The organism is Paenibacillus xylanexedens (assembly GCF_017874615.1).
GTDB classification, from domain to species: domain Bacteria; phylum Bacillota; class Bacilli; order Paenibacillales; family Paenibacillaceae; genus Paenibacillus; species Paenibacillus xylanexedens.
Genome location: NZ_JAGIKV010000001.1, coordinates 18,793 through 34,469 on the forward strand (window position 1 = coordinate 18,793; position 15,677 = coordinate 34,469).

18 protein-coding genes are annotated in these 15,677 nt (G+C 45.3%); 3 read left to right on the top strand and 15 right to left on the bottom strand.

Annotation, left to right across the window (positions count from 1 at the left end; genetic code table 11):
- Nucleotides 1–141 precede the first annotated feature (141 nt).
- Nucleotides 142–1,044 carry a manganese catalase family protein gene (locus J2Z28_RS00125; protein WP_211080743.1) on the top strand — a complete coding sequence of 301 codons (903 nt, stop codon included), beginning with the start codon at nucleotides 142–144 and terminating at the stop codon, nucleotides 1,042–1,044.
- 220 nt (nucleotides 1,045–1,264) lie between these two features.
- Here J2Z28_RS00125 and J2Z28_RS00130 read toward each other — a convergent pair whose 3' ends face one another.
- The 10 genes from J2Z28_RS00130 to J2Z28_RS00175 form a co-directional block, all read right to left on the bottom strand.
- Nucleotides 1,265–1,558: a DUF6809 family protein gene (locus J2Z28_RS00130; protein ID WP_211080744.1), complete on the bottom strand. Its 294-nt coding sequence runs from the start codon at nucleotides 1,556–1,558 to the stop codon at nucleotides 1,265–1,267.
- 140 nt (nucleotides 1,559–1,698) lie between these two features.
- Entirely contained in the window at nucleotides 1,699–1,878 is a 180-nt protein-coding gene (locus J2Z28_RS00135; protein WP_047843716.1) for a ribbon-helix-helix domain-containing protein, read from the bottom strand.
- A gap of 187 nt (nucleotides 1,879–2,065) precedes the next feature.
- Nucleotides 2,066–3,151, bottom strand: coding sequence for a DUF3626 domain-containing protein (locus tag J2Z28_RS00140; RefSeq protein WP_211080745.1), 1,086 nt, complete (start codon nucleotides 3,149–3,151; stop codon nucleotides 2,066–2,068).
- Nucleotides 3,152–3,558: 407 nt separating this feature from the next.
- The gene (locus J2Z28_RS00145) at nucleotides 3,559–3,966 is read right to left on the bottom strand and encodes a DUF5071 domain-containing protein (protein WP_211080746.1); all 408 of its coding nucleotides are present in this window, start codon (nucleotides 3,964–3,966) and stop codon (nucleotides 3,559–3,561) included.
- Between the two features lie 44 nt (nucleotides 3,967–4,010).
- Nucleotides 4,011–4,580 (bottom strand): DUF3221 domain-containing protein, encoded by a 570-nt coding sequence (locus tag J2Z28_RS00150; protein WP_211080747.1) that lies wholly within the window; start codon nucleotides 4,578–4,580, stop codon nucleotides 4,011–4,013.
- Between the two features lie 125 nt (nucleotides 4,581–4,705).
- On the bottom strand, nucleotides 4,706–5,035 hold the full coding sequence (locus J2Z28_RS00155) for a hypothetical protein (RefSeq protein ID WP_211080748.1): 330 nt from the start codon (nucleotides 5,033–5,035) through the stop codon (nucleotides 4,706–4,708).
- Nucleotides 5,036–5,266: 231 nt separating this feature from the next.
- Nucleotides 5,267–6,982 (bottom strand): ABC transporter ATP-binding protein, encoded by a 1,716-nt coding sequence (locus J2Z28_RS00160; RefSeq protein WP_076250814.1) that lies wholly within the window; start codon nucleotides 6,980–6,982, stop codon nucleotides 5,267–5,269.
- Between the two features lie 44 nt (nucleotides 6,983–7,026).
- A complete protein-coding gene (locus tag J2Z28_RS00165) occupies nucleotides 7,027–8,058 on the bottom strand; it encodes a FecCD family ABC transporter permease (protein WP_211080749.1) in 1,032 nt (343 codons plus the stop codon).
- 2 nt (nucleotides 8,059–8,060) lie between these two features.
- The gene (locus tag J2Z28_RS00170; RefSeq protein WP_211080750.1) at nucleotides 8,061–9,116 is read right to left on the bottom strand and encodes a FecCD family ABC transporter permease; all 1,056 of its coding nucleotides are present in this window, start codon (nucleotides 9,114–9,116) and stop codon (nucleotides 8,061–8,063) included.
- 272 nt (nucleotides 9,117–9,388) lie between these two features.
- Nucleotides 9,389–10,126: a glycerophosphodiester phosphodiesterase gene (locus J2Z28_RS00175; protein ID WP_211080751.1), complete on the bottom strand. Its 738-nt coding sequence runs from the start codon at nucleotides 10,124–10,126 to the stop codon at nucleotides 9,389–9,391.
- A 231-nt stretch (nucleotides 10,127–10,357) separates the two neighbouring features.
- On the opposite strand from J2Z28_RS00175, the gene J2Z28_RS00180 reads away from it, so the two are divergent.
- The gene (locus J2Z28_RS00180; RefSeq protein ID WP_211080752.1) at nucleotides 10,358–10,624 is read left to right on the top strand and encodes a hypothetical protein; all 267 of its coding nucleotides are present in this window, start codon (nucleotides 10,358–10,360) and stop codon (nucleotides 10,622–10,624) included.
- A gap of 218 nt (nucleotides 10,625–10,842) precedes the next feature.
- On the opposite strand, the gene J2Z28_RS00185 is transcribed toward J2Z28_RS00180, so the two are convergent.
- The 5 genes from J2Z28_RS00185 to J2Z28_RS00205 form a co-directional block, all read right to left on the bottom strand.
- Complete coding sequence (locus J2Z28_RS00185; RefSeq protein ID WP_211080753.1) at nucleotides 10,843–10,971, bottom strand: sporulation protein YjcZ; 129 nt, start codon at nucleotides 10,969–10,971, stop codon at nucleotides 10,843–10,845.
- Nucleotides 10,972–11,091: 120 nt separating this feature from the next.
- Nucleotides 11,092–11,676 (bottom strand): LOG family protein, encoded by a 585-nt coding sequence (locus tag J2Z28_RS00190; RefSeq protein WP_076250810.1) that lies wholly within the window; start codon nucleotides 11,674–11,676, stop codon nucleotides 11,092–11,094.
- A 429-nt stretch (nucleotides 11,677–12,105) separates the two neighbouring features.
- Entirely contained in the window at nucleotides 12,106–12,525 is a 420-nt protein-coding gene (locus J2Z28_RS00195; RefSeq protein WP_017687369.1) for a hypothetical protein, read from the bottom strand.
- A 19-nt stretch (nucleotides 12,526–12,544) separates the two neighbouring features.
- Nucleotides 12,545–13,213, bottom strand: coding sequence for a uracil-DNA glycosylase (gene ung / locus J2Z28_RS00200; RefSeq protein WP_047843722.1), 669 nt, complete (start codon nucleotides 13,211–13,213; stop codon nucleotides 12,545–12,547).
- 240 nt (nucleotides 13,214–13,453) lie between these two features.
- On the bottom strand, nucleotides 13,454–14,674 hold the full coding sequence (locus J2Z28_RS00205; protein ID WP_211080754.1) for a MalY/PatB family protein: 1,221 nt from the start codon (nucleotides 14,672–14,674) through the stop codon (nucleotides 13,454–13,456).
- Between the two features lie 250 nt (nucleotides 14,675–14,924).
- Here J2Z28_RS00205 and J2Z28_RS00210 point away from each other — a divergent pair, with 250 nt between their 5' ends.
- On the top strand, nucleotides 14,925–15,632 hold the full coding sequence (locus J2Z28_RS00210) for a helix-turn-helix domain-containing protein (RefSeq protein WP_017687366.1): 708 nt from the start codon (nucleotides 14,925–14,927) through the stop codon (nucleotides 15,630–15,632).
- The last annotated feature ends 45 nt before the right edge of the window (nucleotides 15,633–15,677 follow it).

The window sequence follows — 15,677 nt, forward strand, 5'->3', positions numbered from 1 at the left end:
GCGTTATGCGATGCTTAATTCCCATTTGGTTGATTTTTTGTTTAAAAAACCCATAAGACGTGTAATAGGCCATGACAGAGTGACTCCACGATCTGAAACTCTACACGATCTGCAATACTAATTTGAGGAGGTTACACCCGAATGTTCAAACGCTTGGATGAAATCCTGATTGAGATTCCCAATGTCGAGAAGCCAGATCCGAATGCTGCGGCAGCCATACAAGAATTGCTCGGCGGTAAATTCGGAGAAATGTCAACGTTGAACAACTACCTCTATCAATCGTTTAATTTTCGATCCAAAGAAAAGTTAAAGCCCTTCTATGACCTCGTCATGAGCATTACGGCCGAAGAATTGGGTCATGTTGAACTCGTGTCTCATGGCATCAATCACTGTCTGCGGGGTTCTACAGAATACAAAGAACCTGACGATACACCGCTGGGTTCGGTCAAAGACGCGCGTCTCTCCTATCACTATCTTGCAGGAGCACAAGGCGCGATGCCATTCGACTCCATGGGCAACCCGTGGACGGGGGCGAATGTATTTAACAGCGGCAATCTGGTTGAGGATTTGCTGCATAACTTCTTCCTAGAATGTGGCGCTCGTACCCATAAAATGAAAGTATATGAGATGACGGATCACCCGGCAGCCCGGGAAGTGGTTGGTTTCCTGCTGGTACGTGGCGGCGTGCATGTTGTCGCATATGCGAAAGCACTTGAGATTGCAACTGGCGTAAATGTGACCAAGCTGGTTCCTATCCCTTCACTGAACAACAAAGCCTTCAACGAGGCTCGCAAATATGAAGAAAAAGGGGTACACACCAAGCTGTATACCTATAGTGATAAAGATTTCAATACGATCGGCCAGATCTGGAAAGGAACTCACCCCGAAGATGGACAACCTCTTGAAGTCATCCAAGGGATACCCGAAGGATTTCCGATTCCTGAAGCTCCTGCGGTCGAGGAAGAATTCGCACCAGGTATATCGCAAGAAGACTTCAAGGAAATTGCGCGTCGCCTAAAAATGGCTGGGAATATTGCGAATTAAGGAACAATTTGTTTAACAAGTTCTTTCCTATATATATTGTTAACTCTATGTTTAAGTGAAGCCCTCGAACCCTGCTGCTGAATGCAGAGAGGATTGGAGGGCTTTGTTATACTAAATTTTTGAAACCATTTTATAATGCAAAATGAGTATGTTGTATGCACGTCATTTCCTGAGAATTTAGCTGTAAAAGTAAACCGGATCTCTACTCACATCGTTAAACTTAGTTAAACTCCAACACCGATTCCTCACGCTGACTCATGACTTCAATCAGCATATTAGCACCCAGACGAAAACCTTGTGCAAACGCCGCTTCTGTATGCATGCCCTCACATCTGCCACACAGGTCAAATAACTGTTCAAGCTCACGGAATTCTTCCTCGCTCAATCGATTCTTCCACTGCTCTGTCAGAGCTGCAATCTGCCGTCCTAACGCTTGGTATTCAGGATGTATCGGCATCATCATCTCATCCGGTCGAAGTCGTCCATTATATAATGCTTCTAATATCGAATTCATGTGCATCCTCCTGTATATCAATTCGCACCTCACTTGAATGAACGTTCTACACATGGTAGGATATTTATGCAGTCGCTCATTCAAGTGATTGCGGGATAGGAAGCAGCGTGTTCTTCGTGGGACTCAAGCTGCTTCCTTTTTTATTTTTGGAGCTCGTCGTAAATCTTCTCAATCCCTTTGCGAACGATGTCTGATCGATTCGTATTCAGCTTCTCAGCCGAAATATCGAGCTTGTTCATAATTTCCTCGTCGACACGTATATCAATCGTTCTGCTTTTGGGTTTGTCAGATTTAGGGCGCCCCATCTTTTTGGCGGACATTTGCTTCACCTCTTTTTTTGTCCTGACAATAATATATTATTGTCAGGACAAAAAGTCAATTTAATTATAAAACATACGTTCGTTTTTGTGACAGCAGATTCATAGATAAATGTATAGTCTGTAATCCGTTTGAATGATAAAAAACAACCTTGAACGGCTAGGCGCTCAAGGTCGTTAGAGTACTATTTCACTCTTCCATTGGCTTTCCATATCTCACTAAGACATGCCAGAGTAATTTTAACTCTTGTAGAACTTCTGTGTAGGTTCCTCTATCGCTCCAATGGCTTGGGTTTCGTTTCAAGTCCATAGCCGCAGAACCAATGATATTTGCATCAATAAATTCATTTTTTGCAATTCTCTTGGCTAGTGAAGGCATCGAAGGACCTCGAAAATCCATTGGAACGTCATCAACCAATAGTGTAAAGCCCATGTGCCAATGGAGATCAATGGAATACTTTAAACATATCTGCTCTAAGATTCTTCCTGTATGGGCGCCTTTAAATGATGGGTCGGCAACAAGCATCTTTACATCTTTTTCAAGGGAAATGTCACCATGAACCTGAGCTTCGATATAATGGTCCAGATTTCGGTTTGGCTCTTGGTTTGATGGATTTTGAAATGGTTTCTCAAGATTGACGAGCATATGGTCGATTAACTTTTGAACCGTTAGATTTCTTTCACCAATGGCAAAATCACTATAGAATACATCCCTCATGAGAGCAGCCAAAACGAGGTCAAATTCCTCATACGTTCCCTTTTCCTCTGGGTCTTGGTGAGAATCCAAATATGTATACGTGCAACGTTGAGAGACCTCAGTGGATAAAAGGAAGTAACATGATCCAAAACGCGGAGCAGGTCCATCGGGATGTAACATAACATTGAGTGCCCCATACTTGGGCCGTTCACTATTGGTTGAGCCATTTATTTGGTACGCTCCGCCATACATTTTATTCTCCCAAACGTCACGTTCACCGCCTGAAAATGCGGAGACACTTCCATTTGATAAGAAAGTCTCAAACTGACTTTTATAAAATCCCTGCTCAAGTAGTGCTTCAGCAACGCTTTTCATGGTCGGATCTAATCGATCTGGGTGAAAGTGTAGCGCAATACTTGCATGAGATTTTAGTTTATTGATAGCTTTTTCAAATGTCTTCAACTCGATGTTGGACATACGAAGGATTTCCCTAATGGTTTGCTCCGCGTCATTTTTGCGGCTTCTTGCATAATTGGTTACATGCTCTTGAGCTAATTGCTGAGACCTTGATAATTCCATGGGCAGAAGATTCCTTTCCATTTTTATAGAATCATAATGGCGTTTTCCTTGTTTATCATATAGATTATAGCCTAGTTATAGTTTTGGATTTTCAATCTATTTTTCTAGGGATTAGTTCGTTCTCAGAGAAGTTCCACCAATTGCATTCCTCATAATAAATTGTTTTTGCCCAAAACTCAGGGGACTCATGAAAAATCAGGTCTTCTTCTGATAAAAAATCATTGCCTTCCCAAAAAGAATTAATCCTGAGAAAAGCTTCCTTCTCTGAAATATCAAATAATTCAATTAATAGTTGAACAATGTGCAAACAATATATTTCCGAACTCAAAAAGGTAGGGAAAAGAAGTTGGTATTTTAGAATTTTTATCACTCCATCTTCAATATTTCAGTCTTTCTTAGAACGCTAATTACAAGTCTCTATGTATCCAAACTTCCATCTTTTCCAAAAGCTCCAAGACAACCTCATCCAACTCCTCTAGTATCTCATCATGTGTAGGAGACTCAAGTATCCTTACCAAATCCGAACGTAACATACTTAGATGAGATACAGGCAATCGATCAATTAATCCAACCAAAATAAAATATTCCCAAGTAGAATCTTGGGTTTGCAATACATCCTTAATATGAGGAATTAAGTCTTCACCCAGTCTCAATAGTAGATCCTCTACCGGCTTATAGATAGGCCAATTCCCGTCTTGCAACCACTCCATAAGCTCTGGGATGATAACTTTCAACTCTTCATTTCTAAATTCATTTAACTTGTTAACCGCTTCAAAGTCATGTTTATCACTGGGAAGACACTCCCTAATATCCATTTAAACAACCTCATCTCAATGTGCAAAATCATATATTCCCTCTGCTAATCTACTGGCTCTACATCCTCTACTCTGATCTCAATCTCATCTTGATTCTTCGTCGTTGACATCGCATCTCTCATGCGAATCGTCCACATTCCTGCATCCTGATAATAGTGTACATCTTCAATCACAGGAACACGTAATTTTTCTCCATCTGGTAAGTATAGTCCACCCCGAATTGCGTCCGGCTCACTTAGATGAGCACCATCTGGAGTATTTGGACAAGATACCGCTATCTTATCTGCTCTGTCCTGCCCAGGATAGGGTTCATTTTCCGGGCCTCCATCCGTCCAGACTTCAACATAAGAACCGATCTGCGGATCAGGCGCATTGGAGAACCATTTTGCAGGATAATACCGATTTCCTCCTCCGTTCGCACTGAAATCTTCATATGCAGGATCAACCACAAGAATGGAATTGTCTTTGCGTTCAACCACATAACCAGTGAATCCATCTTCACTTGGTGCATTCGCTTGAGTCTGCACGGAGTTGCACTCGATATGTCCTGAACATCCCGTAAGGCATACGATTAGGATTGAGAGCAATATGAGGACTCGACGAAGATTGGACATCTGTAAATCCCCCTTTAATAACACCTCTTTCTAAATTTAACGTTCCATATCAGTTTATTGTTACAAATACAGCTGTTAGTTCACCCTTAACTTCCTGACGGGCTCAACACGATCAACCCAAATATTCACTTCTTCATATCCCTTTTGTACACGTACCTTCCCCATACCACCAACGCCGCACACAACAAGATCACACAATAAGCCCATACAAATAACATGGCAAGCCCCAACCCGATGTTGGCATCCAGGCGCTTATCAAAGATCTCTGTGTATAGCGAAAAACCGAGTGGCACGGCGCCAACAACGAAAAGTCCAATGGACCATCCACCCCCTAGTCGGAAACCGGACCCCGCACGAGTACTGGAAAGTTTGCGAATCCCTTGAGTCAATAGCCACCAAATCAGAATAAATAATAGACAGGTTATAAGAATTTTCAGCATATCGTTCAACTGCATATCATGTACCTCCTACATCTTGCAAGATGATGAACATATCTTACACGTTAAGTGTTCTCTTTACTATATTACCCGTTTCCACATCCATGATCACAGGCAGATATGAGCACAGTACCCCTGACCCACAATTGATCATGAAAAAGAAAAAAACGCCAACGTCCTGACTCCTTCCAAGTCAAGAACGATGGCGTTACTTCTCGTATTTACATTGTTACATCCACATAGGATAGGTTACGCGCCAAACTGCGCATAGTGAAGGCGGCTGTACACCCCACCTGCTGCGAGTAATTCTTCATGACGTCCCTGCTCCGTAATGCCTTGTTCAGCAACGACAATAATGCGGTCTGCATTTTTGATCGTAGCCAATCGGTGAGCAATAACCAGCGTAGTCCGGCCTTCAGACAGCTCAGCAAGGGATTGCTGAATCGCCGCTTCCGTTTCTGTATCCAGCGCGGATGTGGCTTCGTCCAGGATCAGAATTGGTGGGTTTTTCAGGAACATACGGGCAATAGACAAACGCTGTTTCTGTCCACCGGACAGCTTCACACCGCGTTCACCAATTAACGTATCCAATCCTTCCGGCATGGATTGAATCAAAGGTTCCATCTGGGCACGTCTAGCGGCCATCCAGATTTCTTCTTCGGATGCATCCAGCTTACCGTAGGCAATGTTCTCCCGAATGCTTCCATCGAAGAGGAACACGTCCTGTTGTACAATTCCGATATGACTACGCAACGAGTCTAGTGTCATATCCTGTATCTCCTGCCCATCGATTGTGATGCGACCTTCCAGCACATCATAGAACCGCGGCAGCAGACTGCATAGCGTTGTTTTACCTGCCCCCGATGGACCGACAAGCGCTACAGTTTCACCTGCACGTACGTTTAGATCAATACCTTTGAGAACAGGTTCCTGATCGGAATAACCAAAGGTCACTTGCTCATAACGGATATCTCCACGCAAATGGGATACCGTAACGGCTCCTGGACGATCTTCCACATCCGGTTCCATATCAAGCAGCTCCGTATAACGTTTGAAGCCTGCAATCCCTTTGGGATACGTCTCGATAACCGAGTTGATCTTCTGGATCGGTGTCAAGAACACATTGGACAACATAATAAATGCAATAAACTGACCGTAGGTCATACTGCCTTGAATGACAAACCATGTTCCGCATACCAGGACAAAGAGGGATACCAGCTTCATCAGCATATAACTGACAGAGGAGTTCCAGGCCATGATTTTGTATGCAATCAGTTTCGTCTGACGGAAACGACCGTTGTTCACAGCGAATTGTGCTTTTTCATGCTCTTCATTAGCAAAAGCCTGAACAACACGGATACCTGTAATATTGTTCTCTACGCGAGCATTGAAGTCCGCAATATCACCAAACATTCGGCTGAATGCCTTGGACATTTTGCTACCAAAGTAGAGTGACAGATAAATAATCAGCGGAACGATGATAAAGGTTAAAACCGCAAGATTCCCGTTAATGCTCATCATGATGCTGAATGCACCAATCAGTGTCATCACCGCGATAAATACATCCTCTGGACCATGATGGGCGATCTCGCCGATATCCATCAGATCGTTAGTCATGCGGGAAACGAGGTGTCCTGTTTTCGTATTATCGAAGAAACGGAACGATAACTTCTGCACATGATTAAACAGACTTTTACGCATATCCGTCTCGATGTTAATACCTAGCTTGTGTCCCCAATAGGTAACCACGAAGTTCAGGAATGAATTCAATAAGTAGATGCCCAGCAATGCCAGACACGCCCATAGAATCCAGTCCCAGCGACCGCCTGGCAGCAGATCATCGACTACCCGGTTGACCGCCAGTGGAAATGCCAGCTCCAGCAGGGCGACTAAAATCGCACAACTGAAGTCAAGAATAAAGAGCTTTTTGTAAGGCCTATAATAGGCAAAGAAACGGCGAAGCATGGACTGAAGTCCTCCTTATGCAATCACACAATGATGATTACGTTCTATTTCGTCTTGCTTAAAAGGTACAGGAAGTATGGCGCACCAATAATGGCAACCAGGATACCGGCAGGTATCTCTGAAGGCTGCAGTATGACACGGCCCAGCGTATCTGCAACGAGCACGAGCAATGCGCCGACCAGTGCAGATGCGGGTAACAGGAACTGATGTTTTGGACCCACCAGACGACGTGCCAAATGCGGGCCGATCAGACCGACAAAACCAATGCCCCCGCTCACAGATACACATGAGCCGGCAAGCCCTACGGCAGCCGCAAGCAGAATCAGCCGCTCACGCTCAACTGGAGCCCCAAGTCCACTCGCAGTCTGGTCACCCAGATTAAGTACGTTCAATACACGTGCCTTATACAGAACAATCGGTACAAGAACGATTAGAAACGGCAGCAATGCCGTTACAAATTTCCAGTTCGAACCCCAGATGCTGCCTGCCATCCAGGTCGCTACAAACTGATACTTTTCTGGACTAAGCCGCAAGGTAAGCACGATCATGACCGAGCTGATCCCTGCGGCTACCCCGATCCCCGTAAGTAACATACGAGTAGGCATAATGCCCTCTCCTTTTTTGTAAGAGAGCACATAGATCAGAAATGCAGCAAAACCTGAACCGATCAGGGCCAGAATTGGCAACAGAAATACAGGAGCCGCTGTGGTTGTCGGGAAAAAGGAAACAAATAACATGACGACAAGTCCCGCACCTGCATTAATCCCAAGGATACCCGGATCTGCCAACGCATTCCGAGATACTCCCTGCAAAATACAACCAGATAACGCAAGTCCGGCCCCGACCAGCACCGAAATCACAATCCGTGGCAGACGGAATTCAAACAGGATCAATTCCTGTTTCGCCGTTCCTCCGCCAAACAGGGTACGCATCACCTCAAGCGGGGAAAGCTTGGTAAAACCTGTGTTCATACTCACCACAAAAGCCGTAATAATTAATAGGGCAAGCACAATAAGGACAATCGCACTCTTGGCTCTCTTTTTACGCTCTGCTCCAATTATTGTTGAGGATTCCATCGTTACAGAGTCCTCCTTTCTTTACGCGCCAGATACAGGAAGAACGGTACCCCGATTAGGGCAACCAATGCGCCAATTGGCGTCTCGTACGGCGGGTTAATCATTCTTGCAGCCAGATCCGCAAATACAAGCAACAGACTGCCCATTACAGCGGAACATGGAATAATCCAACGATAATCCACCCCAACTATTTTTCGCGTAAGGTGGGGAATAATGAGTCCAACAAAACCAACCGCACCCACGACGGACACCGCCGTACCTGCGAGGATCAGTACAACAATCAGGCCCACGAGCTTGATCAGCCCCGTACGTTGGCCCAAGCCCACGGCAATATCTTCTCCGAGACTAAGCAGAGTAATGGAACGGGAGATGAGAAGACCTGCAATCAGTGCAGCGAGAACCCATGGGAACATGACCTCCAGTTGAGACCACTTCGTTCCAGCTACACCACCGGCTGTCCAGAAAGCCAGATCTTGTCCAATTCTGAAGTACAATGCGATCCCTTCACTGAGTGCTGACAGCATCGCTGATACAGCTGCACCTGCAAGCACAAGGCGCAGAGGTGTAAGGCCTGATTTGGAAGCTGCACCAAAACCATACACCAGCAGAACACCAAGCCCTGCTCCAATGAATGAGTACATAATGATGTACATAAACGGCAAGCCCGGGAAAAAGGCAAAACAGATCGCAAGCGCAAATCCAGCGCCCGCATTCAGCCCAAGCAGACCCGAATCGGCCAGCGGGTTACGGGTCATGCCTTGCATGATCGCACCAGCTACAGCGAAGCATGCACCGACCATCGCCCCGCCAAGAATACGCGGCAACCGAATCTCCCATATGATCTGATGTGGAGTCAGCTCAGGATTGAAGTCGAAGATGGCCTTCCAGACTACACTAAGCTTAATATCAGCAGCACCAAAAGAAATGGACAACGCCATACCCAGAGCGAGTAGCAAAACTCCCCCTGTAAGAATAAGTGTGGCCGCCCACGGACGAGTGTGTATCTTCGCTGTGGGTGAATCCGGATTATGTTTTTCTGGTGAAGCTTGTGAACTCATACGCGCCCACCCTCGTTATGAGTGGAGCTGCTCAAACCTATGTACATAACAATCACCTCTCTATAAATGCCAAACTTTAATGATATTGATTCTCATTCCCATAGACCATTGTAAGGGAATCCACGGGCGCTGGCAATGGACAAATAGGACATGTTTATTGCATATATGAAGATTTGCACACAATTTTACCCGCAAAAAGGCTGCGCAGGAGCCAAAAAGCTCGAACACAGCCTTATCATTGCATATGTAGAACATGTAAAATACAGACTCGTTTAACGGGCATGTACCGTAAGTAAGGATGCCAGGACATCCGGAACATCGGTAATAATCCCTTGCACGCCCATGTCAATCATGGCCTGCATCTCGGCAGGATCATTCACCGTAAATGGATAGGTAACAATGCCATGTGCCAATGCAGCAGCAACATCTTCTTGTGTGATGGCCAGCTTGTAGGGATGAAGGCCGGTAGCTTCGAGTTTGGCAGCATAATCATAGGGACGATATAACTTTTCCATATATAGAAGTGCTGTACGAATCTCCGGGGCAAGACGTTTACATCTCACGAGCGAAGCATGATTGAAGCTGGACAGCACGACCTGTTGCTCCAGATTCCAGTCCTGGATTGCCTCTATAACCTTCTCCTCCATCCCCTTATAACTCACAATACCATTTTTCAATTCCAGATTAAGCAGTGTTCCTTTCCCCTGTACCAGTTTGAATAACTCCTCCAGAGAAGGAATACGTTCCCCGGTGAAATCAGCATGGAACCAGGACCCCGCATCCCGTGTGCGCAATTGATCGTATGTCGTATCCTTAACCCAACCTTCTGCGCCGCCAGTTCGACTTAACGTCTCATCATGAATCAGTACCAATCTGCCATCACTCGTCATCTGCACATCGGTTTCGATGCCTGTTGCTCCAAGCTCCAGACTCCGTTCAAAAGCGCTCATCGTATTCTCCGGGCATACGGCAGATGCACCGCGGTGGGCAATAATCTCCATGTTCCTCATTCCATCGCCTCCTGTGTTCAAGCTTCACTCTATGATCCTCACTATAAACACCGTTTGTTAGACCTGTATTAACAGAGCGTATAATGGGTTACCTGCTTCGCTGATACTAGCGAACGGGTTCAACAGCTAACGGGCTGGGGATTCACTCATTTTTGCGAACTCAATCTGAAAATCGACATAACATAGTATGAACGATGGAAGCACTGAACTCCGTTATAAGGAGGTTGACTATTGAATCCCTCAAAGAAAAAATCGATACCTACGCGTCCTCACACATCCCAGTTACAGTCGGCTTCCAGGCTTTCCAGAACATCTGTCCATATCAAAAACAAATCCGGCAAGACGGCTAATCAGCGTTCTTTTAACTCCACTTCATCCAGTACACTGGATCAGCTGGCTATTGTTGCAGCAATACTCTCCTTAATTGCAGCCGCCATCGGGCTATATATCGCCTGGAAATCGTTAAGTGTTCCCGATCAAACTGCTGTTGTGGTGTAGACTGCTTGTTGCGCAGCTATTGGCTCAGGAGGCTCTCTCCTGCTTCTGACCTTATTCAGGGGCAGGTTTTTGCTTTTTCAAATACTCAACGTATGCTGGAAACGTCAAAAAACCGTTCCCCTGAAACGCCGGGAGATACCGACGTCTCTTTGGAAAGGTTATTTTTTATTCGGGCGCTGCCTCTGCAGCGTGATCCCCGTCCCGGGATACTGACCGAATTACAGAATGAATGTGCGAGAGATGATAACCAACAGAATAAACAATACCAGAATTGCACCTGTCGATGTCCATGCTCCACCACCGAAGCCTCCGCTATATCCGTAACCTGTACCTTTGAGTTCGCTCATGAGTGACACTCCCCTCTTCATCGAAGTACACTATAGACTATGTCCGGTAGCGCAACTTGCTTGGGCAGATCAAAAATTCTCCCGAGGAACAAGTGAATTCAGGCCCGTCTTCCTATGCACTCATTTCCCGTTGAGTTGTGACCACTTCTGAGTCAGCTCTGCAGGAATATAGGATGACATTTGTTTGATCAGTTCAGCCGGATCAGCTTCCAGACTCCACAGACTGAGATGGGAGGTGTTGGAGAATCCTTCCTGTACGCTATGTTCTACCATCTTCATCAGCGGTCCATAATATCCGTTGACATTTAATAAGCCAACAGGCTTACGATGAATACCGATCTGTGCCCAGCACAGTACCTCGAATAGTTCTTCAAATGTACCCATACCTCCGGGAAGTGCAATGAATCCATCGGATAATTCAGCCATCGTAGCCTTCCGTTCATGCATGGTTCCCACTTCAATCAGTTGTGTGAGCCCTCCATGAACAACCTCGCCCCGGAACAAACCGGTAGGCATAACCCCGATTACTTCTCCCCCTTGCTCAAGAGCAGCATCGGCTACTGCACCCATCAAGCCCATGCAAGAACCACCATAGACCAGTGCATAACCACTATCAGCAATCTGTTTGCCCAGTTGAATAGCCTTCTCTGTATAATCGGGGTGATTTCCCGGATTGGAGCCTGCAAAAACAGCTATACGTTTCATTGGGTTTCACTCCTTCTCATGATCTTTTTAGATTGAACTAAAGAATATTTACACTTGCCACTTCGATGACAGAACAACCTTCCGATCGCTGTTATCCCCAGATTTTTTAATTCAATTTTACAAAGGTGAAAATCTGCTGATAAAGGCGAACGCTTCGCTTCTTCAGGTTATTTCTGCCCTCTACGTTCTCGTGTAAATGTTTAGTTCAATTTTCTATTTTAATAGTATACAACATGATTGTAATGGGTATGTACAACGTACAACAGGTTAACAGAACCAATGGGCAAAAAAATACCCGACCGTTTGCAGCCGGCCGGGCTCCCATTTCAATACACATCAATTTAGAAGGGGTTGTTATTACCTAATATACAGACAGAACATTAAATCCGTATGATCTTTGCATGAAATGAATATTAAATCTTTGTGGTACTAACGTATCCCACGGCGTGAACGTACGACAAACATATGCTTGTCTTTACGAAGAACTCGACCATCTGCAAGTTCAACCTGATCCTCGTCATGACGCAGAATCGTCGTGGATAACGCTACAATTTTGGCCCGGCGCCAGATCATAACCTGTGACTTGAAATAGATCGCATTTTCGAACTGAATCGCCTTTTTCATCACATAGCCAACCTTGTGTACTTCAGAACGTGCTTTCTTTAAGGGAAGACTCTCTTCGGGAAGAGGTCTGATCATTGCGATATTGTCAAACGATACCTTAATCCGTTTCGGTCCGATTCGTACACATTCCGCTTCTTCATCCCACTCGACCAGCGTTCCCTTTAATGGCTCCCGTATGCCTGTTGCACGATATACCGCTACTTTTCGTCCTATCCAATGTCGCAATGTTCTCACCTCCATCTGTCTAGTTTTCAGGTATCTTCCAATCGATCGGTTCAATACCTTTGGAGGTCAAGAAATCATTGGCTTTGGAAAAGGGACGACTGCCGAGGAATCCACGATGCGCAGCCAGCGGACTGGGATGTGTAGACTCCAGTACAAGGTGCTTGTCCCTGTTAATAAATGCACCTTTCTTCTGGGCATGACTGCCCCACAGCATATATACCATCGGCTCTGAACGTTCATTCAACGCACGAATGACAGCATCCGTAAACGTCTGCCAGCCCAATGCCTGATGGGAGTTCGGCTGACCTTCACGAACCGTCAGAACTGCATTTAATAGCAGGACTCCCTGCTGTGCCCAATGAACCAGAGATCCATGATTCGGAATCGGCAGGTCCAGATCTGCCTGAAGTTCCTTATATATATTTTTCAGAGAAGGAGGTACACGTACCCCCGGTCTAACCGAAAAGCTTAATCCATGAGCCTGTCCCGCTCCGTGATAAGGGTCCTGACCAATAATAACGGCCTTAACCTGATGATATGGCGTCAGCTTCAGTGCGGAGAACAGGTCTTCTTTGGGCGGAAAGACCGTCTGCGTTTTGTACTCGGCGGCGAGGGTGTAACGAATCTTGTTAAAATATTCGGCTTCCGTCTCTTCCTGAAGCACCTTGTCCCAATCGTTTCCAAACATATGTATAGACTCCTTTCCCCTGGTGAATGCAGTTTCGTTCAGCCCAACTACTGGGCTCTTCCTTCTGAGAGCCGCATGTCATGCAACTCATAGACTATCCACCATTTTAACATAACCGGGGACAGCAGACCAGAATTGCACATCAGGTATACGTTCACCTCAAAAAAAACCGTATTCTTGCTACATTCCGTATACTCATACAAAAAAGTCACCTCGCTGTTGCGTGATGACTTGATGAATTTATACTTGAACGGGCACCTCTTCGACTTCTTTCACAAGCACACTACTGATTCTTCGTAACCCTTCCTGAAGGACAGAACGCGGACAAGCCAGATTCAACCGAATACAACCCTCACCATTGGCTACAAACATATGACCATCTTCGAGCAATACACCCGCTTGCTCAGCGAAGAATAAAGGTAAACTTACATGTTCGGGAGCATATGCCGAGATATCAATCCAGGCCAGATACGTGGCTTCCGGGATGTGAAAAACAGCCCGTGGCAGATGTTGCTTCACATACTGTTCTACGCAGGCGAAATTGGCGTCTAAATAACCTTTTAATTGTTTCAGCCATTCATCACCCATTTCGTAAGCCGCTTGAGTGGCAGCAATGCTCAGTGGGTTTTTGAAACCATAATGGCGTGCCTGCCAGATGTCTCGAAGTGCTTTGTTCGGAATGATGACATTGGAGAACATCAGACCAGCCATGTTGAATGTTTTGCTCGGAGACATACATGTAATGATTCGATCCGTATCCGGAAACAGCTTTGCAAGTGGCGTATGTCTCTTACCCGTCCGCAGCAGATCACAGTGAATTTCATCCGAAATGACCCATACATTGTTCCTCAGACAGATCTCACCCACACGTTGTAACTCTTCCGTTGTCCAGACACGTCCAGACGGATTATGGGGGTTACAGAAAATACATACCCTTACCTTCTCATCCTTGGCCTTGGCTTCAAAATCCTCAAAATCAATCGAGTAACGCCCCTGCTCGTTGATCATATCCGAACACACCAGTTCAAGATTGTTATGCTCCGCTGCTGACTTGAAAAAACCATAAGACGGGGTCACGATCAGTACTTTCTCATCCGACTGACAGATATATTCCACCAGTTCATACAAAGCGGGAATGATCCCGTTTGAGGTCTCCAAATGTTCCTTCGGGAAGGACCAGTCATAGTATCTTTTCATCCAGTTCGAGACAGCTTCGTAATACGCCGGATCAAACACCTGGGAGTAACCCATAATTCTACGGTCTAGACGCTCCTTAACTGCATCCAGAATCTCGGGAGGTGTGGCAAATTCCATATCTGCAATCCACATGCGAATAAATTCTTCATCCTTAAATGGAAAAGTCATGTCCTCTGTGGCGTTAAAAATATATTGACGGAAACCATCCGTATTCATGGCATTTGTTCCTGTGCGGTCGATAATCTCATCAAAGTTATATTTCATAGCTTCTGCTCCTCTATCTGCTTTACTTTTTCATTGTCGTTTCATGTCGTATTACACCTATTATTTCATGATGCAGGAGTTGCATCAAATGCAACACAATCTATTCTGACGAAACAAATGAAGTTTATTGTTTCTTCAAAATAGGTATTTCCGTGAAAAAGTGATATATTTCTCATATAACATCATTTTTATGAATGACTTTCATCATTTTCACGTACTCTCAAGAAACATTGCATAAGGAGAACCGGTTATGAACAATATCAATCAGGAAGTTGGCAAGAAAATACGAAACTTTCGGAAGTGGCGGGGACTGACCATTCAACAGCTTGCGGATCAGATCTTCAAAAGCAAAGGCACCCTGTCCAAATATGAGAGCGGAGATATTACACTTGATCTGGTCACGTTACATCATATTGCTAACGCACTCAACATCCAGGTGGAGCAACTCTTGTACCAAGAACCAAGGCATGCATCTCCCCTGATGAATGCGGTCCCGTCCAGCTTTTTCAAGAACTCCACCCGTTTCTATTCTTACTTCTATGACGGGCGTAACAACAGTCTCATTCGTTGTGTCATTGACATGATGGCTCAATCGGATGCCAACCGTTATCGCACCGTGATGTATATGAATGTGAAGGATTTTGAGAACTACCAGGAGTGCGAGAATATGTATTGGGGCCACACCGAGCATTATGATACACTCACCACGCTGATTTTGAAAAATCAGGCCACGCCGCTGGAGAATCTATATATTAATATTTTGGCGTCTTTTCAGGAATCGGAGAAAAAATGGGGACTGATGGCTGGTGTCTCCTTCAGACCTTTCATGCCTATCGCGCTCAAAATGTTGTTTTCCAGAACCCCGCTGCCCGAGAATCAGGAGTTATATAATGAATTAAAAATCTCAAAGGAAGATCTGCGGACCCTGAAAATATACAACATGCTCGCTGTCACTTGAATAACGCAGCGCGTCACACATTCTCATATCATATGGATGGAGACA